This window comes from Streptomyces sp. NPDC001941 (genome assembly GCF_040296945.1).
Classification (GTDB): Bacteria; Actinomycetota; Actinomycetes; order Streptomycetales; family Streptomycetaceae; genus Streptomyces.
In genome coordinates this window covers 1-4,204 of the sequence record NZ_JBEOYE010000214.1, presented here as the reverse complement: position 1 = coordinate 4,204, position 4,204 = coordinate 1, and the positions used below count along the sequence as shown (strand labels likewise).

The window sequence follows — 4,204 nt, the reverse complement described above, 5'->3', positions numbered from 1 at the left end:
GGGGGGGGGGGCGGGCCGCCCCCGGGGGCGCCCCCCCCCCCCCCCCACGCTTCGCCCCCTCAGGGGGCCGACAGGCCGCGCCCCAGGGCCGTCGTCGCCGTCGAGTTGTGCACGGTGAACGCCACCGTTCCCGGCAGGTAGCGGTCCTGCGACCACTCCACCGGCGCGCCCGCCGGGTCCGTGGAGCGCCTGCGCTCGCGCAGCAGTGCCGCCCCGGCCGGGCAGCCGAGCAGCGCGGCGTCGTCGGAGTCCGCCGGCACCACGTCGATGGTGTGGTGGGCGTCCGTGAACAGCACGCCGTGCAGCTCCAGTTGCTCGCTGTGCGACACCGAGTCGACCGGCAGGCGGGCCACCAGCTCGCCGATCCGCTCGGGGTAGGTGGTGCGCTCCACCATCACCGGGGAGCCCGACAGGGTGCGCACCCGGCGCACCCGGAAGATCCTTGTCCCCAGGGGGAGTTCGAGCTGACGGGCCTCCTCCGCGTTGGCCGGGAACGCGTCGACGGCCACGATCCGGCCGCCCGGCTCCTCGCCCAGCGAGCGAGCCCAACGGGTGAAGCTGCGCAGCTCCGCGAAGCTCTGCAGCCGGGCGGCGCCGCCCAGGACCACCCGCCGGGCGCCCCGGCGCGAGGTCACCAGGCCGTCCGCGCGCAGCGCCGCGAGCGCCTGGCGCACCGTCCCCCTGGACACGCCGTAGCGCCGGGCGAGCGCGTCCTCGGCGGGCAGCCGCGCCCCCGACCCGTACTCCCCGGCCTCGATCGCGGTCCGCAGGTCTCCCGCGACCTTCCGGTACAGCGGCGACTTCCCCGACACCCCAACTCCTCAACTGCCGACGAGTGAGCGGAGCAACGTGAGGTCCGCCTCCTCCAGACTAGTCAGTACGGTGCGTCCCGCCGCGGGCGCGATCGGTTCCACGCTCGGCACCACGAGCACCCGGCAGCCGGCCGCTTCCGCCGAGGCCACCCCGGTCACCGTGTCCTCCACCGCCACGCAGAGCCCGGGCGCCGCGCCCAGCGCCGCCGCGGCGGCCCGGTAGGGGTCGGGCGCGGGCTTGGTGCGGGCGGTGTCCTCCGCCCCGTACACCGCGTCGAAGCGGTGGCCGTCCAGCGTCCCGGCGACCCGGCGCACCACGGCCCGCGGCGACGCGGACACCAGGGCCGTGGGGATGCCGCAGGCGCGCAGCTCGGCGAGCAGGCGCAGCGCTCCGGGCCGGGGCGGGGCCCCGCCGGCCAGCCGGGCCGCGAAGTCGCGGTGCAACTCGGCGTTCAATGCCTCTACTTGGACGCCCAGTGCCGAGTGCAGCAGCTCGGCGGTGTCCTCGACCGCCCGGCCGTACACCGCCGAACGCTGCTCCTCGCCCAGCGCGTGCCCGTGCCGGGCCGCCACTTCCTCCACCACGTCGACCCAGGTGTGCTCGGTGTCGACGAGCGTGCCGTCCATGTCGAACAGGACCGCGCGCAGACCGCTCACGCGTCCTCACCCGCCGCGAGCACGGGGCGCGCGTACGGCCGTACGGTGACGGCGGCGCCGGTGCCGAACGCGGCGGCCGCGTGCGAGGGCAGGTCGGCCTGCACCTCGGCGCCGTCCGCGAGCCGCACCCGCAGCCGGGTGCTGGCGCCGTGGAAGGCGCTGCCCGTGACGAGCGCGTCGCCGCCCGCGGTCACCTCCAGGGCCTCCGGCCGCACCAGGAACTCCGTCGTCCCGGCCCGGGCGCCGTCCACCGGCACCCGCACCCCGAGGACGTCGGCGTGCGCGTCGCCGTCCATGCGGCCGGGCACCCGGTTCATGGTGCCGACGAAGGACGCGACGAACGGGGTGGCGGGACGGTCGTACAACTCGGCAGGGGCCGCGCACTGTTCGAGGCTGCCGCCGCGCATGACCGCGACCCGGTCCGCCATCGACAGGGCCTCCTCCTGGTCGTGCGTGACGAACACCGTGGTGATGCCCAGGTCCAGCTGGAGCCTGCGGATCTCCTCGCGCAGCTGGACCCGGACCTTGGCGTCCAGCGCCGAGAGCGGCTCGTCGAGCAGCAGCAGCCGGGGCTCCAGGGCCAGTGCGCGGGCCAGCGCCACGCGCTGCTGCTGACCGCCGGAGAGCTGGTGCGGGAAGCGGTCGCCGTACGACGGCAGGCCCACCAGGTCCAGCAACTCGCCTGCCCGCGAACGGCGTTCGGCCGCGCCGACCTTGCGCATCTTCATGCCGAACGCCACGTTGTCGGCGGCCGTCAGGTGCGGGAAGAGGCTGTAGGACTGGAACACCATGCCGGTGTCCCGCCGGTTGGCGGGCACCCGCGCGATGTCCTTGCCGTCCAGCAGCACTTCGCCGGAGTCGAGCCGCTCGAAGCCTGCGAGGACCCGCAGCGCGGTCGTCTTGCCGCAGCCCGACGGGCCCAGCAGCGCCAGGAGTTCACCCGGGGCGACGTCCAGGTCGAGGCCGTCGAGCGCGACGGCGGAGCCGAACGAGCGGCGCAGGCCGCGCAGGGAGAGCGCCGCGCCGGTGCGCGGCGGAGCGGTGGTCGTCATCAGCGGGAGTCTTTCCGGGAGGAGGTGCGGTTGCGGGCCAGACCGGTCAGGGCGAGCAGCAGCGCCCAGGTCAGGACCAGGCTCAGCAGCGAGACCGCCACCGACAGCTGGGCGTTGGCGCCGGACGCCTGCACGATCCACACCGCGAAGGGCTGGAAGCCGAGCAGCGAGGCCGCCGTGAACTCGCCGAGCACCAGGGCCAGCGCGAGGAAGGAGGCGTTGAGCATCGCGGTGCGCAGGTTGGGCAGCACCACGGTGACGACCGCCCGCGGCCAGGAGGCGCCCAGGTCGCGCGCCGCCTCGACCAGGGTGCGCACGTCCAGCGCGCGCAGGCCCGCGTCCAGCGAGCGGTAGGTGAAGGGCAGCGCCATCACGACGTACGCGAAGACCAGGACCAGCGGGAAGGACGGGTTCTGGACCGCGACGAACGTTGCGTACAGCGGGGTCGTCGCCAGCTGCTCGGGGCCCCACTTCAGGACGGTGCCGATGCCCGCGACCAGCGCGACCGGCGGGACCACCAGCGGCAGCGTGCACACCACTTCGAGCACCGCGCGCAGCCGGGCCGAGCCCGACAGGCGCACCGCGAGCGCGGCCGGCAGGGTCAGCAGCAGCGAGAGCACCACCGTCGCGGCGGCGAGGCCGAGGGAGAGCAGCAGGCTGCTGGTGAAGCCCTCGGCGGAGAAGATCTGGGTGTACGAGGAGAGGGTGAGGCCCTGTCCGGGCACGTCCAGGGTGAACCAGGCCGAGGAGGCCAGCGGGACCAGGAAGTACAGCCCGGCGACCAGCAGGACCGCCGCGCGCCAGGGACGTACGCGCGACAGGGGGTTCAGGCGAGCCATCGGGCGCTCCTTCGCTGCAGCGGCAGGTGGACGGCCATGACGAGCGCGGCGACGAGCACCATGTCCAGGCTCAGCGCGAGCGCCACGTTCTCCTGGCCCACCAGCACGTTGCCGGACAGGGCGTCGGCGATCTGGAGGGTGACCAGCGGCACCGAGCTGCCGACCATCGCCGCGGCGGTGGCGTAGGCGGCGAAGGCGCTGCCGAAGAGCAGCACGAAGCCGCCCAGGAGGGTGGGCAGGAGCACCGGCAGGGCCACGTGGCGCCAGTACTGCCAGGTGGTGGCCCCGGTGTTCAGGGCGGCCTCGCGCCACTGCGGGCGCAGTCCGTCCAGCGCGGGTGCCACGGTGAGCACCATCAGCGGCACCAGGAAGTAGAGGTAGGTCAGGGCCAGGCCCCAGAAGCTGTAGAGGCTCCAGCCGTGCTCGTCCAGGCCGAGGCGGGTGGTGAGGACGCCCGCGTTTCCGAGGGTGGCGACGAAGGCGAAGGCCAGCGGGACGCCGCCGAAGTTCGCCAGGACGCCGGAGGCGGTGAGGACGGCGCCGCGCAGCCGCGAGTCGAGGACCGCGCGGGCCAGCAGCAGCCCGAGCACGGTGGCCAGGGCGGCGGTGGTGGCGGAGAGCTTCACGCTGCCGAGCAGGGCCGTCAGGTAGGCGCCCCGCACGGACTGGGCGAGGTTCCCGGTGCCGTAGCCGTCGCCCACGGTGAACGCGCCGTCGAGCATCGCGGCGGCCGGGAGGCCGAAGGCGAGGGCGGTGAAGAGCAGCAGCGGCAGGGCGGCCAGCCAGGCGCCGGGGCGCCGGCGGCCCCGCCGGCGCGGGAGGGGCGCCGGGGCGGGGGCGGCCG

At 75.3% G+C, this 4,204-nt stretch carries 5 protein-coding genes; all 5 read right to left on the bottom strand.

What is annotated here, in order from left to right:
• Positions 1–59 precede the first annotated feature (59 nt).
• Positions 60–812 carry a GntR family transcriptional regulator gene (locus ABT160_RS46515; RefSeq protein WP_351656358.1) on the bottom strand — a complete coding sequence of 251 codons (753 nt, stop codon included), beginning with the start codon at positions 810–812 and terminating at the stop codon, positions 60–62.
• A 9-nt stretch (positions 813–821) separates the two neighbouring features.
• The gene (locus ABT160_RS46510; RefSeq protein WP_351656356.1) at positions 822–1,469 is read right to left on the bottom strand and encodes an HAD family hydrolase; all 648 of its coding nucleotides are present in this window, start codon (positions 1,467–1,469) and stop codon (positions 822–824) included.
• Positions 1,466–2,521 (bottom strand): ABC transporter ATP-binding protein, encoded by a 1,056-nt coding sequence (locus tag ABT160_RS46505; protein WP_351656353.1) that lies wholly within the window; start codon positions 2,519–2,521, stop codon positions 1,466–1,468. The genes ABT160_RS46510 and ABT160_RS46505 overlap by 4 nt, the downstream gene beginning before the upstream one ends.
• Positions 2,521–3,360, bottom strand: coding sequence for an ABC transporter permease (locus ABT160_RS46500; protein ID WP_351656350.1), 840 nt, complete (start codon positions 3,358–3,360; stop codon positions 2,521–2,523). Before ABT160_RS46500 ends, ABT160_RS46505 begins: the two co-directional genes overlap by 1 nt.
• Positions 3,348–4,204: ABC transporter permease (locus tag ABT160_RS46495; RefSeq protein WP_351656348.1), on the bottom strand; the 857-nt coding region annotated here is incomplete at its 5' end. The genes ABT160_RS46500 and ABT160_RS46495, both read right to left, overlap by 13 nt.

Coding starts and splice junctions, on each gene's coding strand:
- ABT160_RS46505 (WP_351656353.1), bottom strand. CDS start 2,521: ATGACGACCACCGCTCCGCCGCGCACCGGCGCGGCGCTCTCCCTGCGC.
- ABT160_RS46500 (WP_351656350.1), bottom strand. CDS start 3,360: ATGGCTCGCCTGAACCCCCTGTCGCGCGTACGTCCCTGGCGCGCGGCG.